Origin of the sequence: Mesorhizobium sp. M0968 (assembly GCF_040319065.1) — a bacterium.
In the GTDB taxonomy this organism is placed as follows: domain Bacteria; phylum Pseudomonadota; class Alphaproteobacteria; order Rhizobiales; family Rhizobiaceae; genus Mesorhizobium.
The window spans coordinates 13,290-32,536 of sequence record NZ_JAMYNL010000029.1; the positions used below are offsets into that span (position 1 = coordinate 13,290).

The 19,247-nt window shown below is 59.2% G+C and carries 12 protein-coding genes and 2 pseudogenes; 9 read left to right on the forward strand and 5 right to left on the reverse strand.

What is annotated here, in order from left to right; genetic code table 11:
• Positions 1-61 precede the first annotated feature (61 nt).
• Both eno and NKH67_RS29085 read right to left on the reverse strand, forming a co-directional pair.
• Entirely contained in the window at positions 62-1,336 is a 1,275-nt protein-coding gene (gene eno, locus NKH67_RS29080) for a phosphopyruvate hydratase (protein WP_353032346.1), read from the reverse strand.
• A gap of 2 nt (positions 1,337-1,338) precedes the next feature.
• Entirely contained in the window at positions 1,339-2,748 is a 1,410-nt protein-coding gene (locus NKH67_RS29085; protein WP_353032348.1) for a glycerate kinase type-2 family protein, read from the reverse strand.
• A 257-nt stretch (positions 2,749-3,005) separates the two neighbouring features.
• On the opposite strand from NKH67_RS29085, the gene NKH67_RS29090 reads away from it, so the two are divergent.
• From NKH67_RS29090 to NKH67_RS29115, 6 genes and pseudogenes are all read left to right on the forward strand, one after another.
• A complete protein-coding gene (locus NKH67_RS29090) occupies positions 3,006-4,001 on the forward strand; it encodes a glycine betaine ABC transporter substrate-binding protein (protein ID WP_353032350.1) in 996 nt (331 codons plus the stop codon).
• Positions 4,002-4,194: 193 nt separating this feature from the next.
• Positions 4,195-5,082 (forward strand): ABC transporter permease, encoded by an 888-nt coding sequence (locus NKH67_RS29095; protein WP_353032352.1) that lies wholly within the window; start codon positions 4,195-4,197, stop codon positions 5,080-5,082.
• Positions 5,075-6,205 carry a quaternary amine ABC transporter ATP-binding protein gene (locus tag NKH67_RS29100; RefSeq protein WP_353032354.1) on the forward strand — a complete coding sequence of 377 codons (1,131 nt, stop codon included), beginning with the start codon at positions 5,075-5,077 and terminating at the stop codon, positions 6,203-6,205. The genes NKH67_RS29095 and NKH67_RS29100 overlap by 8 nt, the downstream gene beginning before the upstream one ends.
• Positions 6,206-6,563: 358 nt before the next feature.
• Entirely contained in the window at positions 6,564-8,222 is a 1,659-nt protein-coding gene (locus NKH67_RS29105; protein ID WP_353032356.1) for an MFS transporter, read from the forward strand.
• Positions 8,223-8,504: 282 nt separating this feature from the next.
• The gene (locus tag NKH67_RS29110) at positions 8,505-9,233 is read left to right on the forward strand and encodes a LuxR family transcriptional regulator (protein ID WP_502893825.1); all 729 of its coding nucleotides are present in this window, start codon (positions 8,505-8,507) and stop codon (positions 9,231-9,233) included.
• Between the two features lie 1,254 nt (positions 9,234-10,487).
• Positions 10,488-10,704 (forward strand): annotated as a pseudogene (locus NKH67_RS29115) (helix-turn-helix transcriptional regulator).
• Positions 10,705-11,090: 386 nt separating this feature from the next.
• Here NKH67_RS29115 and NKH67_RS29120 read toward each other — a convergent pair.
• From NKH67_RS29120 to NKH67_RS29130, 3 genes and pseudogenes are all read right to left on the reverse strand, one after another.
• Complete coding sequence (locus NKH67_RS29120; RefSeq protein WP_352484833.1) at positions 11,091-11,771, reverse strand: OmpW/AlkL family protein; 681 nt, start codon at positions 11,769-11,771, stop codon at positions 11,091-11,093.
• 167 nt (positions 11,772-11,938) lie between these two features.
• A pseudogene (locus NKH67_RS34225) lies at positions 11,939-12,337 on the reverse strand (hypothetical protein); the annotation flags it as partial.
• A gap of 124 nt (positions 12,338-12,461) precedes the next feature.
• Positions 12,462-12,776: a hypothetical protein gene (locus NKH67_RS29130; RefSeq protein ID WP_353032360.1), complete on the reverse strand. Its 315-nt coding sequence runs from the start codon at positions 12,774-12,776 to the stop codon at positions 12,462-12,464.
• A 1,125-nt stretch (positions 12,777-13,901) separates the two neighbouring features.
• Here NKH67_RS29130 and NKH67_RS29135 point away from each other — a divergent pair.
• From NKH67_RS29135 to NKH67_RS29145, 3 genes are all read left to right on the forward strand, one after another.
• A complete protein-coding gene (locus tag NKH67_RS29135; protein WP_353032362.1) occupies positions 13,902-15,206 on the forward strand; it encodes a lysine N(6)-hydroxylase/L-ornithine N(5)-oxygenase family protein in 1,305 nt (434 codons plus the stop codon).
• A 506-nt stretch (positions 15,207-15,712) separates the two neighbouring features.
• Entirely contained in the window at positions 15,713-16,492 is a 780-nt protein-coding gene (locus NKH67_RS29140) for a phytanoyl-CoA dioxygenase family protein (RefSeq protein ID WP_353032364.1), read from the forward strand.
• A 338-nt stretch (positions 16,493-16,830) separates the two neighbouring features.
• A complete protein-coding gene (locus NKH67_RS29145) occupies positions 16,831-18,834 on the forward strand; it encodes a class I tRNA ligase family protein (RefSeq protein ID WP_353032366.1) in 2,004 nt (667 codons plus the stop codon).
• The last annotated feature ends 413 nt before the right edge of the window (positions 18,835-19,247 follow it).

The following is a 19,247-nucleotide window of genomic DNA, read 5'->3' on the forward strand; positions in this document are numbered from 1 at the left end:
GGAGGCAACCTCTTCTTGGTTGATTGACGTTTGTGTTCCTGCCTTCCGCGGCTGAGCCGCGTCAGAAACGGAGGAGGGGCTTGATGTCGTAGAGACGGCAGCCGGGGCTTGCCGCGTTGGCACGCATCAGGAAGTTCAGCTTTTCGATGCGCTCTCCCGAGCGCGGCGCGCCATTCTTCTGAAAAGGCACTTCAAGGCCGGCGGAAAAATCCATCACCACGTCATCGACGACGCCGCCGGAACGACCTGAGGGAACCGAGATCATACCATGCTCGCTCGCAAAGCGATGGGCATCCATCGCCTCGGTGATGGTGCCGACCTGGTTGGGCTTCAGGATGAAGCCGTCGACGGCATGCGTTTCGTAGGCGCGTTTGAGCAGGGTAGGGTTGGTGACGGTGAGGTCGTCGCCGAGAACAATCGTGCGGGTGAGTTCTCTGACCGCCTTGCTGTATCCGTCCCAGTCGTTCTGATCGAGCAGATCCTCGATGAAGACGAGATCGAACTTTTCGGTCAGCGCTTTGGCGTATGCGATCAGTTTGTCCCTCGAGACACGCTTGCCCTGCAGCAGATAGGTGCCGGTATCGCGGTCGTACATTTCGCTGGAGGCGCAATCGAGTGCGAAGGCAATGCGACCAGTATAGCCGCAGGCGTCGATCGCCTCCTGCATTAGCGATAGGATCACCTCCGGGTCGTCTGAAGGGGCCGCGTAGCCATAGGAACTCGCTACTTGCGGCTTGTGACCGAGATATTTCGTTAGGACGTCGGCGAGCTGCTGGAACGCTGCGACCCCCATCTCGACCGCCAAGTCTACGCTGTCGGTACCATAGGGCACGATCAGAAATTCGTTGAACGCCTGGATCAACGTCTCGAAGCGGCCGCCGTTGATGACGTTGAAGCAGGGCACCGGTAGGGTGCGTATGTCTCGACCCGCAATATACTTGTAAAGCGGGATCCGGCGGGCATCGGCCGCAGCACGGAAAGCGGCAATTGAGGCTGAATAGATGGTGTTGCCGCCGAGACTGCGCTTGTCCGGCGTACCGTCGAGCTGAATCATCTTCTCGTCGATGGCGCGCTGGTTGAACACGTTCATGCCGATCAACGCCGGCCCAATTACGTTCACTGCGTTGTCGACGGCCAAGTGGACGCCGAGGCCCTTGTAGCTCGCCAGGTTTCCGTCGCGCAGGACGAAGGCCTCGTGCATGCCGACCGAAGTTCCGGTAGGTGCTGCCCCTCTGCCTACAGCGCCGCTTTCGGTGCGGATCTCGACCTCCACGGCAGGCCGACACTTGCAGTCGATGATCTGCTGGGCCCGGACGGATGTGATCCTGTCTTTCATGGCTATCGATCCTCTTCGGTCGCCGGGACATAGAGGATGTTGAGGTCGCAGAGGTTGGTGCCGGTGTTGCCGGTGAAGACCGTGGAGCCGATGGCCGAAAGCACCTCGAAGCAGCTATGTTCGCGTAGCGACCGATACAAGCTGATCCCCTTGGCGGCGGCCGCCTTCAAGCTGCTGGAATCGGTAATGCCGCCCGCGACCTTCGCCGTGCCGTCAGTGCCCTCGCTGTCGATTGAGAGAAGGCAGGCCCCCTTCGTCTTGGCAGCGGTGATGGCGAAGCTCACCGTCATTTCCTGGCCGGGACCGCCATGTCCCTTGATTGAGCTGTTGTCGAGGATCTGCGTGGTGACTTCACCTGAACTAAGCAGAACGCAGGGCGGCTTGACCGGATTGCCGTACGTTTGGATTTCCCGCGCCATCGAGGCGAAGAAGGTGCCCGCGTCGCGGCTTTCGCCTTCCAGGAACGAGGTGACGATGATGGCGGGAATGCCCATCTCCTCGCAGACTTGCTTTGCATAGATGCAGGAGTCCGGCAGCGTGTTGAGCAGGAAATAGGTGTTGTCGGGAAAAGCCTTCGGCGTTTCCTTGTCGGGACCAGCGTTCATCAGGTAGTCCACGACGCTCTTCGGCAGGCGGTCGGCGACTTCGAAATCGACGATGGTGGCGCGCGCGTCGTCGAGTGTCGTAGCATCTGGCCCGATCGGCGTGCTCTTGTAGGCCGCGTAGGGCACCGCGATGTCGCCGGTCGCCGGAGAACCGACCGCATCGCTGATCCCGAAGCCGATCAGTTCGGCCCCAACCTGCTGAATGCGCTTTGCCAGCATCCCGCCGTTCAGTGCCGAGATGTGGCGGCGAACGGCATTGATTTCGTAGATGCCTGCGCCCGACTTCAAAAGCACGTCGGTCGTGTCGATCTCATCCTGGAGGGAAATGCCGTCGATCGGGCAGGACATCAGAGCCGAGCTCCCACCGCTTATGACGACGATGAAGAGATCCTCCGGCCCGGCTTGGTCGACCACTTCTATGATCTGCCTCGAGGCGCGTAGTCCCTCTTCGTTCGGAAGCGGGTGCCCGCCGACATAAACTTCCGTCTTGTTGAAGCGGTCCGATTGTTCGTGGATCTTCACGATGGCGATGCCGCGCGTCAGGCGCTCGCCGAGCACGTGATCCACCGCCATCGCCATGTGGTTGCAGGCTTTGCCGGCGCCAAAGAGATAGATGTTGCGTTTCGTCGACAGGTGCCAGGATCGTGTGCCGATGTGCAACACGTCGCCCTCCAGCCGCATGATGCTGCGGAGCCGCCTGTAGCTATCCAGCCTGTCTAAGGTTCGGTCAGCGATCTCGAGGACCAGGCGCCTCGAAACGACATCACCCTGTTCAAGGATTTGCTCGGCGTTTCTTATTTTCTTCATCTGGTAAATCGGGACGACTTTGAGGGACAACGATAGGGGCCCGCATCCGGGCGTGAATCCCGTCGCGAATTGGAATGGCCATCAGGTACCACTTTCAAGCTGTGCCCGGTACGGCGATACAATCTCGTCAGCTATAAAGCCATTTTATCCGAGCCCCATTCTTTTCGGCGTTGATGCGTCGGGGTACCGGAGTACTAAAATGACGTCACTGCGGTGGATCATCAACAAAATGTCACGGACAATGGGAGAACGTTTGGATGAGAAAGTACTTGCTTTCGTTGACTACGGTCGGGGCTCTGATGAGCGCCGGTGCTGCCCATGCTGCCTGCGGCGACATTACCTTGGCTCTCTTCAGCTGGCAGTCGGCTGAAGCGAATGCGTACGTCGATCAGTTCATCCTCAATAATGGTTATGGCTGTAACGCAACGACCGTGGCGGGTGACACGGTTCCGACGGTCACTTCTATGATCGAGAAGGGTCAGCCCGACATTGCCCCGTCAGTGGCCGTGAGTTTGTTGGGCGACTTCTATGCTAACGGCGTCGCCGAGGGGCGGGTCAGCCGAATTGGCAACGGAATCAGCGATGGCTCTGTCTCAGGCTGGTACATTCCAACGTACGTTGCCGACGCCCATCCCGACATCAAGACGGTCGAGGACGCCATGAAGCATCCGGAACTGTTTCCGTCTCCTGAGGATTCCTCGAAGGGCGGCGTGATCCAGGGCCCACAAGGCTGGGGCGACACCGTGGTGACAGCGCAGCTGTTCAAGGCCCTTGAGGCTGACAAAAAGGGGTTTGTCCTCGTCCCGAGCGGATCTGCAGCGGCGCTCGATGGTGCAATCGCCAAGGCTTATGAAAGCAAGAAGGGCTTCATCGCGGCGTACTGGGCTCCGACTTCCCTTCTTGTAAAGTATCCGATGGTGCAACTCGAAGCCACACACGACGATGCCGAGTGGGTGCGCTGCACCACGAAGCAAGATTGCCCGGATCCGAAGCCGAATTACTGGAAGGCGGCCGAAGAAATCACCTTGGCCTCCGAAAAGTTCTTGAAGCGCGAGGACGTGGCTCCGGCGAAAGACTATTTCGGAAAGCGCAGTTGGAGCCAAGCCGAGGTCGGTAAGGTGATGCTGTGGATGACCGAGAACCAAGCAAACGGCGAGGACGGCGCGAAGTGGTTCATCCAGCACATGCCTGAAGTTTGGACGAAGTGGGTCCCGGCTGACATCGCCGACAAGGTCAAGGCGGCGGCCAAGTAAGTCGCACAATGATTGTAGAGGCTTCGAATTGCGTCGAAGTCTCTGCTCTCAATAACCCGGAGGATTGGCAACACCGTGCAGCCATGCTCTTGCGCACTGACCCAGAATGGCAACTTTCTTCCCGGCTGCCTCTCATTTTTTGAAACTCAGGAGTGCTCACGGACTCGCCGCGAACATGATTAGGGGCTTTGATATGGACTGGCTATTCAAATTTCCCCAGTTAGACCCCGACTTTCTGCTGACTATCAAACGCGCAATCGACGGCTCCCTCAGGGCCCTCACGCGCCTCTATGGCGACACGATTGAGAATTTCTTTTACCCGCTGCAGCGCGTTCTGATCTTCTTCGAAGGCATAATTGCGGGTTCGCCATGGCCGCTCGTGGTTGGGGTGCTGGCTGCCGTCGCATGGTTCGCGGCGCGCCATTGGACCGTGGTAGCGGCTGTCGTCGGAACGCTGATTGCGATCGGTCTACTTGGCCTGTGGCAGGACGCAATGAAGACGATTTCGCTCGTCTTTACGGCAACGATCTTCTCCATCGCTGTCGGTATGCCACTCGGCATTCTGATGAACCGCTTTAGGCGCATCGGCGGCGTACTGCAGACAATACTCGACGTCATGCAAACGATGCCACCTTTCGTCTATCTTATTCCGGTCGTCATGCTGCTCGGCATCGGCCGCGTGCCAGGCTTCATTGCCGTGGTGATCTACGCCGTCCCACCGATCATCCGTTTCACCGACCTCGGGATTCGCTTGGTCGACAAGGAGGTGCTGGAGGCGGCCGATGCTTATGGCTGTTCGCGGTTGCAGAAGCTTTGGAAAGTCCAAATGCCGCTTGCTATGCCGACGATAATGGCCGGCGTCAATCAGACGATCATGATGGCCCTTGGCATGGTTGTCATCGCTTCGATGATCGGCGTGCAGGGGCTCGGCCTCAACGTGCTTCAAGCAATTGCCAACCAGTATTTCACGCAAGGCATCTTCAACGGCTTTGCAATCGTGGGTATTGCCATCATTTTCGACCGCACTACCCAGGCCTATGGCCGGCGGCTTCAGAGGCGTCGGGGCACAGCGCATGACTAAGGGGGACACGTCGATCGAGGTACGCGATCTGTACAAGATATTTGGCAGAGCGCCGGAGCAATACATCAAACCCGTCCAGAGTGGACTGTCCAAGGCCAACCTCGGAAAGATGCATGGACACATACTGGGGCTGAACAATATCAACATTTCCATGCCGGCAGGTCAGATCCAAGTTGTCATGGGACTGTCTGGCTCCGGCAAGTCGACGCTGGTCAGGCACATCAACCGCCTGATAGAGCCAACGGCAGGCTCAATCATAATCGAGGGACGCAACATTCTTGAAATGTCGGAGCTGGAGTTGCGGGAATTCCGCCGTAACAAGACGGCGGTGGTGTTTCAGAGATTTGCCCTCCTGCCGCACCGTAGCGTCATCGACAACGTCACGTTTGGGCTGGAGGTGCGCGGTATCGATAAGGCGAAGAGCCGGGCTATTGGCATGCGCTGGATCGAACGCGTGGGCCTTGTGGGGTTTGAGCAGCGCTATCCAGACGAGTTGTCTGGCGGCATGCAACAACGAGTCGGGCTTGCGCGTGCCCTCAGCAACGACGCCTCGATACTCCTTATGGACGAGGCCTACTCGGCTCTGGATCCGTTGATCAGGACCGACATGCAAACCATGCTTCTTGATTTGCAGGCGGAGTTGAAGAAAACCATTGTCTTCATCACGCATGACCTCGATGAGGCGCTTCGGCTTGGCGACCGGATCGTTATCTTGCGGGACGGGTCGGTTATTCAGCAAGGCGACAGCCAGGACATCTTATTGAACCCCGCCGACGACTACATCGCGAGGTTTGTGAAGGACGTTAATCGGGGGCGCTTCCTAAAAGTGAATGCTGTTATGGATCCCGTTCCGCCATCCGGGATCAGATCGCTGCCGACGCTTAGGTCTGGCTCGACGCTCGACGTTGCCGCCAAGGAACTGACGAATTCGCCCTCCTATGAAGCCGTTGTTGTGGATAACAGCGGCAAGCCCGTTGGAACAGTTTCCCTCCGTCAAATCACCGCAGCCATGTCATCACCATTTGAGAAGGACGCCGCGGAGCAAGGTGATGGCGGCAGCGATACTGTGGACGCACACGGCCGATGCCCCGGCGTGCAACGTGAAGGCCGACAGGTACTATGACGCCTGGAATTGCGCCATTATCGATCGGCGGTCGAGAACGGGGCCATGAACGAGCTAATGGCTACCGCCGCCGCGCTCGCTCGAAAGCTGCGAGGCCCCGAGTCTGGCCAAACCTTGTTGAGCGGTGGAAAGCTTATCTGTTTGCCGCTCCTTCCTTAGCTCTGAAATCGGTCAGGCGTTCTGGTTGACCTGCAAGGGATTTCGGCATCGAGGGTATCTTTGTGGCAGGTTAGTAGTTGCACACATAATGTAGCGCCTCCAACCGGTTCAAGGCCCTGATCCTGCCATTCTCTCTAGGCAGCTGCACCATGGTGAAATCTTCAAAGCGGCCTGTACTGCTAAAAAGAGGCTCAGTAAGATGAGCAGGGTGTCGCGCGCAGACGCAGTTTCGTCGGCAACGTTTGCTCCGCTGGAGAATCACACGTTTCGTGTGATCTGGCTTGGCGCACAGGTGTCCAGCCTGGGCTGGCTGATTCAGACCGTTGCGGTCAGTTGGCTGATGGCGACCATCTCGACCTCGGAGGTGATGGTCGCCCTCGTGCAGACTTCCACGACGCTGCCCGTGTTCATTCTGTCGATCTTCGCCGGGGCAATTGCTGACAATTTTAGCCGGCGCAATGTGATGACGCTGGGCTGGTGCGTGATAGCGTTGTCGTCGATAATGCTGACGGCTCTCGTCGGCCTGGGATTTTATAATCCATGGATGATCCTGGCATTCAGCTGTCTGGCCGGATGCGGCGCCGCTTTCACCGATCCGGCCTGGCACGCCTCGGTCGGCGACATCCTGCAGAAACGCGAAGTTCCGGCTGCGGTCACGCTGATTTCGGTCGGCTACAATGCCGTGCGAAGCATCGGTCCGGCGCTCGGCGGCGTCGTTGTTGCGTCCTTTGGACCTCTGACCGCTTTCGCTCTGGCGACGCTGACTTACCTGATAATGCTGTGGGCCATCGGGCGCTACAAATGGAATGGTCGCTCTTCGCCTCTTCCACGTGAGTCATTGACCACCGCGATCCATGATGGAGCGCGCTTCACGGCAGTGTCGGCTGAGATCATGGCAGCCATCGCGCGAGGAGCGCTTTTCGGCCTGACTAGCATTTCCATACTGGCGTTACTCCCCCTGATCGCCCGCGATCAGCTGGGCGGAGGACCAATCGCTTATGGCATCCTCATGGCCGGCTTTGGGGCGGGCGCCTTGACCGCCGGCATATCCAATAACGTGCTGAGGCGGTCGCTGTCGCAGGAGCGGCTGACGACACTGGCATGCATAGCCAGCGCTGCGTGCTGCCTGGCTCTGGCGTTCACTCCTTCCCTGGTAGTGGCCACTGTTGCCTTGACGCTCGGCGGGGCGGCCTGGGTAGTCACCTGGACGGGGCTTGACGTCAGCGTGCAGTTGTCGAGCCCGCGCTGGGTGGTTGGTCGGACGCTCTCGATCCATTATGCCCTCTGCTCGGGCGGCGTTGCCGCTGGCAGCTGGCTTTGGGGCGCGGTGGCTGAGAAGTATTCGCTCACATTGGCGTTGGAAAGTTCCGCTGGCGCTCTCCTGTTGGTTGCAGCCACCGGGCTCCTTCTCCCCATCCGTCAATGGAAAGAGGTCGACCAGGACGCTCTCAGCTTCGAAATCCCAGAAGTCGCGCTGGAGGTGAAGGCGAGAAGCGGGCCTATCGTTGTCAAGATCGAGTACTCGATACCGGAGCCGAATGTCGAACCTTTCCTGGACCTGATGCGGCAAAGACGTCGTTTGCAAAGGCGCGTCGGTGCTCGGCACTGGAACCTCCAGCGCGATCTGCGGGAGCCGTTGATTTGGACAGAGACATTCCGCACGCCTACATGGATGGATTACCTTCGCCTGAACCATCGCCTCACAGCGGCGGACAAGGAGTTGGATCAGCGCCTCGTCGAATTGCAAGTGGGAGAGCTTCTACCTTGCACTAGGCTTTCGATCGAGCGTCCGACGGGAGCGCCTCGCAGGCGTCATGAATCGACGCTGCCTAGCCCGTCCTCTTCTTGGGTTCGGTGACCAAATTTCAGCCTCGTCCGCTGTTTCCAGTGATGCGCTTCGCCCTGTCGGACTGCTCCATCAGCACCTTATTGCGTTGGGAGGATGCTGGGCATCTCGGACAAGGCCATTCGAGCATCGCCGAGTAGCTACGGTTGGCGACGACCGGTGCGAATATCGTGCAGGCGTCGCGGCATTCTGACGGTCAGCCAGGCCACGTTTGTGCGGGCACGATGAGGTCTACAGGCCGGGTGGCGCGCAGCAGACGGATGGAGGGATTGAGTGAGGACAATGACGAAGGACATGCCGCTTCTCTTCGAGACATTCCTGGAAAAGCTGTCGGAGAGTGTCGATGAAACAGATTTCCGGGATGCCATGGCTGGGGCGGCCGCAGCACTTGATCTACTCACCTTTGCCTATCTGTCCTTGCCATTGCAACCTTGTGGCGAGCCCAAGCTGATCTCGAATTATCCGACTCCCTGGACCGCGCACTATCTGCGAAACCAGTATCAGAAAGTCGATCCCGTCATTATGCGTGCGCGGTGTGGCGGCTGCCCGTTTCGATGGGCGGGGTCGGATTTGCTTGGCGTTGAGATGTCGCCGGCTCAACAGAAACTATTTGATGAGGCGGCCCAGTTCAGCATCCGCTGCGGTTTGACGATCCCCATTATTGATCGTAGAGGCTGTGTTGCAGCGATAACCTTTGCCGCTGATAAGCCCAATTCCGCGTCCCTGCGCGTTGCTGAGCGATACGAACAGGCGCTCCAACTCATGGCGACATGTTTTCACATTTATGCTCGTCGAAAGCTGTCCGGCAATCGAACAGTGGACGGCGTTTCGTTGACACCTCGTGAATATGAATGCCTGCAATGGGCGGCGCGCGGCAAGTCCGCCTGGGTTATCGGCTGCATCCTGGGCATCAAACCGCGCACCGTCGCTTTCCACCTCGACAATGCGAAGAAGAAGCTCGGCGTGCACACCAAGGATCAGGCCGTAGCCCTGCTGGCCTCCTCACGATCTTCAATTGTCTGAGAAACTGAATTCGTCTTTGATCGTCCTGAGCATGAGCACAGGCTGTTTCGGCTGGCCATTCGCCTCCAATTCAGGGCCATTCCTTCCCAGACGTCATCATGATGCACTTATTGCGCTCGATTGGTACGGTGACTTTGCCAACGAATTACATGCAATGCACCCTCTGCGATACCGCGTTTTGAAAGAGCGGCTCCACGGATGTACGGACGAATGGCGGGAGATGGATTCGAACGACGCGTTGAACCTGCACTATACGATTTTGCGAGATTCCGGCGGTCGTGTCGATGGTTGCGTTCGCTTCCGTCGAGCGGGCCGACTATGCTTCGCGATAACCTTCCGGTGCTGTTGGAGGAAAGACGGCGCCTAAGGAACCGACGTCTGGGAAAGCGCCCGCCTTACTCGACGTTGCCTCATCCACCCCCGAAGGGAGCGGGTGGCGTTCTGTTGGTAACTACGAGCTCTTCGCAGCTATGATCGAGTTCGGCCTGTCGCGCTGTGTCAGCCGAATTGTCACCGTCACCGATCTGCGCATATCCTTTCGCCGCGCCGGCCGGCCGCGCGCGGATCGGCGAATCCACACAATCGGGACACCCGCGGCGTGGCCGGATATCTCAGCGGCTCAAACGAGAGGGTGGATGCCGTTCGGCTAAACGACGGTTTTCATGAGCCGGTGCTGTGGGCGCCGGTGGCCTACAGGGCCGCGTGATGTCGGGAGTTGCGTGATCCTGGCGGGCCTGGGTCATGAGCTGGGCGGAAGGCAGCGCCGCCGACCGGCCGGATCGGTGGGATAAGATGACTATACCATCATCGCTCGCGCGTCGACCTGGCGCGTTGGGGCGCTTCTGTCTCGCGGACTCTCTCAGGCGTGATGTGGCCGTATTCTGGTGTCCACGCCCCCGACCGACATCTCCAATTCCCGGGTTCGGGTGCGAGTGTTATTCAATCCGTGCGGCGCCATATGGACGGGATCTGCCCGGCGGGCAATTGAGACATCGGCTGTGGGCCTTGAGTGTATCATCAGTTTTAGCTGCGCCCGGACGACTGCCAGCCCCCTTTGTCCGCCGGAAGCGCGTGGCCGTCGCTCCTGCTTCGTCCTCAAGGTTCGCTTGCCGGGGGGTGCAACGGAAAATGCCGAAGCCCTGATTGGCGAGCCACGGGTTCACGCCGACCGGTGAGATCCTGCGATCATCTGATGCTCGATGTAGATTTACATTATAGTTGATAACTTAAGCTGCCTAATCCGCTGGGTCGCGCATGGATATGCGCAGGTTGGTCGGACGTGATGTGCAGAGGATCAGGCTAAGGAAGCGTCTGACGCAGGAGCAGCTTGCCGAGATTTCCGGGTTCAGTCCCAGTACATCAGCGGCTTCGAGAAAGGCCGAAGAAATCCGACGATCATCACGATCTATGAACTGGCATTGCCCTCGGCGTCAGCCACACGGATCTGGTTCGGCCCGACAAACAGGCCTGACCTACCCGACTTCCAAGTAATTGCTACGGGCCCGCGCGCCTGACGGCGCGAGCCGGCTGCTCGTGAACCGCGCCCGGTCTTCTTCGGCGCGGGGCAGCCTGTCGGCTGCTACTGGTAAGTACCTGGTCGGGTGCAGGCGGGGACGCCCAGTCTTAACAACGGCTTCTTCAAGAATCCCGACAATCGGATGCTATGCGTTGGATGGTCATCGCATAAAGTTGATCAGAATATTGCTCCGATTCGGACACCTCCCCGCCCAAGGGTTACAAGGCCCCACCCCTCTAATCGATCCGGGTCGACTCGCCGTGCACCGCCGGCGTGGAAAGGGCGCCCGAGGCGCCCTTCATTTCAGATCGGCTGTCGGCAGGCCGCCTTCGCGTTGCGTATCAGAAGCGGTAGGTGACACCTGCGCCTATCAACCATGGATCGAGCGCAGCCTTCCCCGTCAGCTTCGCGCCGTCGACCGTGACGTCGAAGTCTGGCTTGAGGAAAAGCTTCTTCACGTCGAAGTTGACGCCCCAGTGCTGATCCACCATGTAGTCGAACCCGACCTGCAGCGCGGCGCCGAACGTGTTCCTAACCTTGAGAGCGTCGGCGCTGCCGACATCCTGGTTATAGAATATCGTGTAGTTCACGCCGGCACCAACATAGGGCTTGAAAGCGCCGAAATTGGTAACATGATACTGCAATGTGAGCGTAGGCGGCAGCAGCCAAACCTTGCCGATCTTGCCCAGCCCGCCGATCGCTCCTTGGGCCCCGATGTTTGCATAGGTGGTGCCGAGTATGAGCTCGGCGGCGATGTTGTCCGTGAAGAAATAGGAGATATCGAGTTCCGGCGTCACCGTGTTCGAATAGGAAAGATCGGAGCCGGGCACTGCTTTGACGTAGCCCGAATCCTCAGTGACGACCCCCAACGCACGCAGGCGGATCTGCCAAGGGCTTGGCGCTTCCGTGACCGAGGCTCCCGCCTGCGGGACGCTCGCGGCTTGCGCAAGGTCCGCCGCGACGGCCTGCTGTCCCATCACGATGAGGACAACGGCCGCTGTTACTCCCCGTGCCGCGCGCATTTGGTTTCTCGCCATGATATTCTCTCCTTGCTGTTTAGAAATGATGCACTGAACTACGAAAAGTCTTGTTCGAATTGCGTGATGGCGGAGCGCTCATGCGCAGTTTGCGTGGGACCGCGCACCCATTATTTGCGCCGTGCTCGCAATCATCGACCTGTACTCACTTAGAAGTAAGCGGGATAACCAAAGGCCTGCAGCTTTGCGGCCGTCTTACGCGCGTGACCCGGGTGGGACGCGGTCGTCCCGCTTCGTGGTGGCGAGCAGGATCGGCGGACGGGCGGCAAGGGTGGTCCCGGCGCCATAGTAGTGCGGATTTCCGGCATCTTGCCAGAATTGTAGAGGTACTGACCGCGGCGCGTGATCACGGGAACCTTGTCAGGACGGTCGAAGATCGCTGTCAGGGCCTCGTGGTCGCGCTCGAACTGTGTTCCACCGAAGTGCCTCAGGGTCCTGGCAGACTGGCTGGCGGCCCAGGCAAGTGTCCGTTCTCCTTCTACATCTTCGAGCCAAAGATGGGGATCATCGTACGGAGCATTCAGCGTTGGGCGGAAATCGAATACGGTCATGTCCGGATAACGTGAAGAATGATGTCGACTGGAAAACAGCCGCAACGTCCTGTCGGCTCGGAAAGGCCAGTTTTCGCGGCTGCGACCGCATGTTCGGCGAGCTTGATCATGGCATGATTTCTCCTCAGTCCTTGCCGCAGCGCGTTTGCGGATAGCCTTGCACGTGTCGTGCCAAACGGGAAAATCGTTTTACACCAATGACATGGCTCTGATTGCGGTGTGTCTCATGTCCGACTTTGTCGAAGACCCGACAACGAGTGCAGCCGTGACCGCCTGATAGAACCTCCTGTGCGAGCTCGGTGGGCACGGCGGAATAGCAATGAAGCTCACCGCGAAACTGGCCGAGCTTCGGATTGACATCGGCGACGGGGCGATCGACGACCACTACGTCGCTGGTGTCGTGCGCGGCACAGCCTGAGGACTCCGCGGCGGCGATCATCGAATAACTGCGTTTACGACGGCTCCATCCTGGCCGACCGGCGGGCGCGCAAAAGACTGCTGTGCGGCCTCATCCCTCCGCCTGGATTGAGTCGCAGGGACCGAATGGCGTCGTGCTTTTGGAACCGGCAGAGTGGTCAGAACGCAATTCTCCTTCCCGCTATCTTTACAGAGATTCGACAATCCAGTTGGTGAAGGTCCCAGATCGCGCAATCATTGATGCGCTCAGGTCTGGGCATGCGCCCATCCGCAACCATGTCATCAAGAGCATCGATCCGACACCAACACAGAGAATTGCTTCCTCATGAGAGAGGCGTCGCGGCGGACATGAGATTGCGTCACTCTTCATGATCGCCGCCTCCGAGGATGTCGGGATCGAGCCAGTGCAACGGCACGATAGGGCGAAGGATTTGGCAGCTCTTGCAACTGCCGACCTCGATGGGAGACGGCATATCGCGATCTGTCCGGCAGAGACACCAGGTTATGCACTGTCCGTTCATGAAGGCTTCGTGCTGGTCTCCATGAGAAGTATTCTGGTGCAGAAGGTGCCCGATTAGCTATTCGGAAAAGGCGACATCGACGTGCAAATCGGGCGCCGCCGGTAGGCGTCCCCCCTCAATGTCGGATTTCCGACAGGATCGCAAATCCGCCAACCCACTGTTTAACAAGGTTTTCCTTCTCTGGCACGGCCCATGCACGGGATTCTGCGAACGCATCAGCGAGAGGTCGTCCATGATCATGCGTACCGAAAATGCCGTCGCCGCAGTGAAACCCGCGCTCTTGCCTGCCACCAAGCCGGCGAAAGGCCGGCGCGTCATGGTCGAGGCGGGCGACTCGGCCCGCTTCAAACGCCTGATGGCCTGGAAAGCGTCTCGCGTAACGGCGACGCGGTCATCGAGGCGGGCGGAAAGGATATACATTGATGCCCCCAACCCACGTCGCCGGCATGACCCGTCGATTGTCACCGCGCTGGAATGCTCGGGTCTACATTCGACAACCCGCAGGACAATTCTCGCAAATCCGGTCGGCACCGGGGATCGAAACGTCCGCGAGGGGGCCCAATGGCTATGGCCGATATTCGCCGCGAACAAGCGCCTAGTGGGAAGACTCTATAGGAGGAAAGCAAGTGGAGTTATCTTGCGTTGGGGTCGGTGCTGGGCCGTCTAATTTGAGCCTTGCGTGTCAGATACACGAGCAAGTTGGGCAAGGGGCACTGTTCCTGGATCGGCAGGTCGACTTCCGCTGGCATCCAGGCATCGCTTTCGATTCCTCAGAGCTCCAGGTGAGCCACTTCAAGGATTTGGTCACGCTGGTGAATCCGCGATCAGCCTACACTTTCGTAAACTACCTGTACGAGAACGGGCGTCTGTACCACTTCCTGAACGCACAGTTCGAGGCTGTGTTCAGAGCTGAGTTTGAGCAGTACCTGAACTGGGCCTTCCACAGGAACCCACTTGTCCGTGGCGGTGAGACCGTGCACGAAATCCGCTTTGACGGCGAGTTTCGGGTGCGGACGGATAAGGCGGTTCTCGGCGCCAGAAACGTCGTGGTCGGCATTGGCAAGCAGGCGCAAATTCCGCCTCAGTTTCAGGGCTGGATTGGACGCAACCTGTTCCACTCATCTGTTTTACTGCACATCCACCCTGAGGTGCGGAGAAAGCATGTCTGCGTGGTGGGCGGAGGCCAGTCGGGAGCCGAGGTGATGTTGCATCTTGTCAGCCTGCCGAAAGAACGGCGGCCTGCCTCGATCACTTGGGTCTCGCAGCGCGAAAACTATCTGCCTCTCGACAACAGCCCGTTCACAAACGAGTTGTTCATGCCCTGCTTTTCGGATCGTTTCGCGGCGATGAGCGAGTCGCAGCGTAAGCTGCACCTACGGCGTTTCGTGCTTGCCTCGGACGGCATTTCGGAAAGCACGTTGCGCGCGATCTATCAGGCGCTGTACCGCCACGCATTTTTCGAGCCAAACCGATCCGACATCACACTGCGGCCGGGCTGCACCGTCTCGCACTGCATCAACGCCGGCGCGGGTCACAGGCTGACCCTGCAGCACGGCATGGTCGAGGTCGAAGAAGTCACGGCTGACATCGTCATCCTGGCCACCGGTTACGAGAACGCGGTGCCAGACTTCTTGGAACCCATCGCGCACCGGCTGGAGCAGATCGACAATGAATTAGCTATTCGCGAGGATTTTTCGGTGAGCTGGGACGGACCGGGTGACAGACGCATCTTCGTACAAAACGCGAGCCTCGGGCAGCGCGGCCTGGCCGATCCGAACCTAAGCCTGCTGGCCTGGCGCGCGCGCCGCATCCTCGATAGCCTTCTTGGGCGCGCGCCATGCGCGAACCCCGAGCATCCTGGCTTCATCAGCCATACCTCGATCGAGAGCTGGCCCGCCCCCGCAGCCGAAGAAATGGGCAGCGGGATATGACTCGTAGACTTTTGATCATCGGCGGTGGCATCCTAGGAATGATGTCCGCCTCCGCTGCGGCGAAGGCCGGAGGCTTCTCCGAAATCATCGTGACCGAACAAGCCCTTGGACCAAGCGGCGCATCGCATTATTCTGGGGGCGTGGATTTCCCCTACGGTTGTCAAGACCGTACCAGGTCGCTCACTCGAAAGAGCGCCGTGGTCTTGGCGGCCATGGCTGGGTCGGCGGTCAGCGGATGGTGCCGGCCTTTAGGGATGCGTGTCGTGGCTGGACCGGGTGAAGCGATTGATCCGGCCCAGTTTACGGAACCCCTGGACCCGGCTGAGCCTGACATAGGCAGTCTCGCGCCGAGCTTCTGCGGAGAATATCCGCCGGAGCGGAACGCACTTAGCATCGCCGTCCCACATGACGTGAGTCCGTCTCCGTGGACCCGCAACTTGACCAGCGCCCGACTGCCCTAATTGGGATGTCCGACCAACCAGTCTTTCCAACAGGAGGCTTTTCGCATGTTGACTGATGCACAAAGAGAAAAGTGGCAGAAAGACGGATACGTCAGGCTCGAAAGGTTCTTCGCTCCAGCGGCTCAGGACGATATCTCTACTTTTGTCGAAGATATGTCACGCTGGGATGTCAGCGATGATAAATGGCTCATGTGGTTCGAGAAGACGACGGACAATCGAAAGATCATCTCCAAGATCGAGAATTTTCTCGACTTCCATGATCCATTGCGTCGTTTGCTCTTAGAAGATCAGCGCATAAAGTCAGCGGTCGAGGATTTGCTTGGCGAAGATTCGCGCAGGCTCAAGGAGTTGATGATTTTCCACTACCCCGACAGCGGCGGCTATCTCCCGCATCAGGACATTTATCACATTCCACACAAACTCCCCGACCGGATGGTCCATGCGGTGGTTGCCATAGGCATCGACGACTCCGACCCGGAAAACGGCGGGCTTTTCTTCAGCCCCGGCAACCACAAGAAGGGGGTGTTTCCCATGGATGCCGGTGGGGTGATCGATCCTCAAGTCGCCGAAATGTTCTCCTGGGAACCCGTAGTATGGAAGGCTGGCGACATCTTCATCTTCGACGATTACGCACCGCACTACTCACGACCGAACAAAAGCAATCGTTCGCGGCGGACACTCTACTTGGTGTTCCAGCGTGCTTCAACCGGTGGACCGACCCGCGCTGAATATAACGTGCTTAAGCGCGCCCTTAACCCGCCCGAGGGCAAAGTGGCCGATCTCGACAAACTCAAGCCCCCAAATGGCATTTTCTATCGCGATTGAGCTCACGCAGCCAGGCGGAGGCATGCACACGAAACTGGTCGACCGCTCAAAAATGCGCGGAGAGTATGGCGTTCTGATTTGCGGGCTCGCGGAGCATCGACCGCAGCCCGTCACGACGCTTCGGCACGTGGATTGTGGAGGTGGTCGCAGGGCGGTCTTCTATGACGCCTACAGCCCGACTGGCGCCCCCCCTCGTCGCCCGCCTGGCGCCCAGAGCCGCATTATTCTGGCCGAGGCCGCCAACGGGTTGGGCTGCCGCTTCTCTGCGCAACTTGCACAAGAGGCTGTTGCGTTGGCAGCCGAAGATCCCACGGCTTCAACAGCTTAGGTTCGTTGTCATGCGCAAATACACGTTTTCTCGAACGGAGCTGTCGCGAGCGTTCGGTATCGACATGGCCACGCTTGGAACGGGAAGCGTCGGCACGGGTTTTTCGTTCGGCAGGGTGGTACCGGGCGTTACATCCGAGCCCCATCGGCACGACGAAATCGAGGCCTTCGTGATCCTGTCAGGATCGGGCAAGGTCAGGACCGACCTTGGGGAAATCTCGGTCGAGGCGGGCGATGTCGTTCTGTTCCACCCTTTTGAAGCGCATGTGCTGTGCAACGACGGAAACGAAGACCTAGATTTCGTCGATGTCTACTGGCGAGACGGCGAGGCCGCCCTTGACGTCGCTGCAAAGACCACGGCTCCACGCGGGCCGATCTTCGTCTTCTCCACGCCGCCAACGCCAAATGGCGATCTGCATCTGGGGCATCTTTCTGGCCCTTATTTTGGCGCTGATGTCTACACGCGTTTCCTGCGCATGAAAGGAGTCGAGGCCTACCACCTGACAGGAAGCGACGATTACCAGAGTTACGTCGCCACTCGTGCCGATGCCGATCAATCGACGCCCGCAGAGGTGGCGCGCTACTACGCCGACGAGATTCGCGCCACGCTTGCACTTCTCGATTGTGACGTCCACAGCTTCCAACCCACAATGGGCGATGACGGTTACGGCGAGTTTCAAGCCGCGTGTTTCCGCAGTCTTCTGAGCAGCACGGCGGTAGATCTGCGCCAGAGCCCTGCGCTTTTCGATGCTGTGACAGGCCACTATCTTTACGAGCCGGATGTTAGCGGCCTCTGCCCCGATTGCGGCGGCTCCGCCGGTGGCAACATCTGCGAGGAATGCGGCGCCCCAAACCTTTGCCACGACTTGGGTGCAGCCCGGTCACGGCAGTCTGCCGAGGCGCCGCTGGTCGGCTCCGTCCCCCGCCCGGAACTTGCCTTGGACCGATGCTACGACAATATCGACCGGCATCTAAGGGCGTCGGGCGTCCCGCTACGGATCTTGGATCTCTTCGGGCGCCTACGCCGACGCGGCAACTTTTCAGTGCCCATTACCCACCCCTCGGACTGGGGCCTGCCGGCCGAAGGGTTCCCGGGGCAAGTGATCTGGGTCTGGCCGGAAATGGCCTTCGGTTTTCTTTACAACATCCAGGCGCTCGGCCGCTTGCTGGGTCGCGACTGGAAGGCGGAGATGCCCGGCAACGACTGGCAGATTGTCCATTTCTTCGGCTTCGACAATTCGTTCTACCACGCGCTACTCTACCCCGCTCTTTACGCCGAGGTCTTCTCCGACTGGACGCCACGCATCCGCTATCACGTCAACGAGTTCTACCTGCTCGACGGCAAGAAGTTCTCAACCAGCTGCCGCCATGCGGTCTGGGGCAAGGAGGTTCTGAGCCCAAAGACAGTCGACGTCGTGCGCCTCCATTTGGGCCTGACACGCCCCGAAAGTGAGCGGACGGATTTCACGCTGGACGCGCTGCGCGGCACCGAGAACGAGGTGTTCCAAGGGATTTGGCTGAACTGGCTTGATGCGTTGAACCAGGAAATCAAGCAGGACTTTGCCGGCCGTGTACCCGATGCAGGCGACTGGAGCCCGGTCGACCGCGCCTTCTTTGCTCGGATAGAGATCTATCGCGCGGCGATGGAGCGCGCCTATTCGGACGAAGGCTTCTCGGTCCGGCGCGCGGCCGCGCAGGCCTGTGATTTCGTGCGCGATTGCGTGATCTACCGTCGGGCGCAAGACTATGCGGAGGCGCGACGTTTCTATCCCGCCCGCAATCGGACTTCGCTAGCCCTTCAGACGACGGCCGCTGCGTTCCTGGCACCGACACTCGCTCCGCTGATGCCCCGATTCGCCAGAACGCTGGCGCGAGGCATCGATGGCGTCTCAACCGAAACATGGCCCCGGTCCGTCCAGCGCCTTGCGCCCGGGACGCGCTTTGATCTCGGACCCGTGTTGGTGTTCTACGCCAAATCCGGCAATCCTCATCTCGATGAGGAGGAAGCACTATGAGCCCAAAGGTGCACCAGTGAGCTATCCCAATCTCGACCAGATCTGCGCGGCAATCAAAGCCGATGATGCCAAATATCTTTACTCGCTGTCACTGGCGACCGAAGCCGCCATCAGACGGTAGAGACCAGATTGGCGGACCTGAACCAAGGCATCGTCGACACCCTGGCCCGCGCCTTCGAGGACCGCTCGGCCGATCGCTTCCCAGCCCTTGCTGTTTCGTGCCGCAAATGCCGTGTGGGCTCGACTGCGCTGACCAACCTCTTCGGCATCGCGGGATTTCCGTCCTCCAGCCGGTCAAGACTGTCATGCGGTTCGAGGCGCTTGGTCAACATGGCGCGCCCCGGATCGTGCGCCGATCACCGGAATGTCGAATGCGAATGCCTGCCTGATGGTATCTTCGATTCTGGCCGAGC

Bases quoted from the DNA above. Each gene is read 5' to 3' on its own strand.
- eno (WP_353032346.1), bottom strand. From the start codon at position 1,336: ATGAAAGACAGGATCACATCCGTCCGGGCCCAGCAGATCATCGACTGC.
- NKH67_RS29085 (WP_353032348.1), bottom strand. From the start codon at position 2,748: ATGAAGAAAATAAGAAACGCCGAGCAAATCCTTGAACAGGGTGATGTC.
- NKH67_RS29090 (WP_353032350.1), top strand. From the start codon at position 3,006: ATGAGAAAGTACTTGCTTTCGTTGACTACGGTCGGGGCTCTGATGAGC.
- NKH67_RS29095 (WP_353032352.1), top strand. From the start codon at position 4,195: ATGGACTGGCTATTCAAATTTCCCCAGTTAGACCCCGACTTTCTGCTG.
- NKH67_RS29100 (WP_353032354.1), top strand. From the start codon at position 5,075: ATGACTAAGGGGGACACGTCGATCGAGGTACGCGATCTGTACAAGATA.
- NKH67_RS29105 (WP_353032356.1), top strand. From the start codon at position 6,564: ATGAGCAGGGTGTCGCGCGCAGACGCAGTTTCGTCGGCAACGTTTGCT.
- NKH67_RS29110 (WP_502893825.1), top strand. From the start codon at position 8,505: ATGCCGCTTCTCTTCGAGACATTCCTGGAAAAGCTGTCGGAGAGTGTC.
- NKH67_RS29120 (WP_352484833.1), bottom strand. From the start codon at position 11,771: ATGCGCGCGGCACGGGGAGTAACAGCGGCCGTTGTCCTCATCGTGATG.
- NKH67_RS29130 (WP_353032360.1), bottom strand. From the start codon at position 12,776: ATGATCGCCGCCGCGGAGTCCTCAGGCTGTGCCGCGCACGACACCAGC.
- NKH67_RS29140 (WP_353032364.1), top strand. From the start codon at position 15,713: ATGTTGACTGATGCACAAAGAGAAAAGTGGCAGAAAGACGGATACGTC.
- NKH67_RS29145 (WP_353032366.1), top strand. From the start codon at position 16,831: ATGCGCAAATACACGTTTTCTCGAACGGAGCTGTCGCGAGCGTTCGGT.